This window comes from Vreelandella aquamarina (assembly GCF_900110265.1).
Taxonomy (GTDB): Bacteria; Pseudomonadota; Gammaproteobacteria; order Pseudomonadales; family Halomonadaceae; genus Vreelandella; species Vreelandella aquamarina.
In genome coordinates this window covers 1-1390 of sequence record NZ_FODB01000118.1, presented here as the reverse complement: position 1 = coordinate 1390, position 1390 = coordinate 1, and the positions used below count along the sequence as shown (strand labels likewise).

Sequence of the window (1390 nt, the reverse complement as noted above, 5' to 3'; positions counted from 1 at the left end):
TCATCGGCAAGCGCCCACATGAATTACCTGATCAAATTGTTAAAGAGCAACTTTCTTAAGTTCGCTGCGACGGGCTCGATGACCTGACCCGTGTTACCTCAGCGAGGAAGGCGTATTCTACGCACTTCCTGGTGTTTGTCAACCGCTGTTTTCAGCGAGCGATCTAAACAACAAGACGGCTCTAACTTCCTGACAAACCAGAGGTTTTCAACCTCATTCACCGCTGGTAACGCTGAGCGTCCCCGGCAGCGGATGCGTACTTTACGGATTCGCAGCCGGGTTGGCAAGAGCTAATGTGAAAAAGTTTCAAAAAAGTTCAGCGCTTGGGTTTTGCTTTGCGCATAACGGCCAGAACAGGACCTGAACAGACGTAAGCCGCAAATAGCAGCAGCAGCATGACCGAAGGCTCGACGGAGATCATCACGAACCCAAGCACTACCGCCAACAGTACAACGAAAGGTACGGGCTTTTTGAAGTCCAGATCCTTAAAACTGTAGTAGCGGATGTTACTGACCATCAAAATACCTGCCGCACCTACTACGACGAGCATCAACAGCTTGAAGCCAAATGCATCGGCATCAAAACTATGGAACGTCCATACGCTGGCAGCAACCAGCGCCGCTGCAGACGGGCTGGGCAAACCGATAAACCACTTTTTATCGACACTACCAATCTGTACATTAAATCGTGCTAAGCGCAGCGCGGCACAAGCCACATACAGAAACGCGACCACCCAACCGGTTTTACCGATGTCTTGCAAAATCCAGGTAAAGGCAACCAGTGCAGGCGCCATGCCAAACGAGATCATATCGGCAAGACTGTCATACTCCGCGCCAAACTCGCTTTGAGTATTGGTCATCCGGGCAACTCGGCCATCTAAGCCATCTAGCACCATAGCAATGAAAATGGCGACCGCTGCGGATGTGAACTCACCGTTAATCCCAGCCACAACCGCAAAGAAGCCAGAGAAGAGCGCAGAGGTAGTGAATAAGTTAGGCAAGAGGTAGATGCCTTTACGGCGGATCTTCTTGCCATCCTCCACGGCCTCTTCAACGACCTCGGTTTCCCGCAAGAACGCGGTAGCTAGGTCTTCATTGCCGACAGCATCATCACTACCTGATGTTTGCTGGGGTGATTCACCGCTGGCCGACGTATCGGAAGGCTGCGTATTTTCGTGCTCTTGGTCGCGAGCATCCTGGGTCATAAGTGTCATCCATTTGAAGTGAAGTCACACGAAAAGTGATCTCTTCTCATTCTACACGGTGATGCCAAGGCAGCCAGCCAATTGCCGTAGACATCGGGTAGGGGCCGGGGTCACCCCCGGCGCCCTCCCACACCACCGGGCATACGGTTCCGTACCACGGCGGTTCATGAAGAACGACTAAGCCAT

1 protein-coding gene is annotated in these 1390 nt (G+C 52.3%); it reads right to left on the bottom strand.

Translation table 11 applies throughout. The features are described 5' to 3' along the window. Positions 1-316 precede the first annotated feature (316 nt). Positions 317-1204, bottom strand: a complete 888-nt coding sequence (gene pssA, locus BMY49_RS17060; RefSeq protein WP_062376005.1) for a CDP-diacylglycerol--serine O-phosphatidyltransferase — start codon at positions 1202-1204, stop codon at positions 317-319. Positions 1205-1390: the final 186 nt, after the last annotated feature.

Bases quoted from the DNA above. Each gene is read 5' to 3' on its own strand.
- pssA (WP_062376005.1), bottom strand. From the start codon at position 1,204: ATGACCCAGGATGCTCGCGACCAAGAGCACGAAAATACGCAGCCTTCC.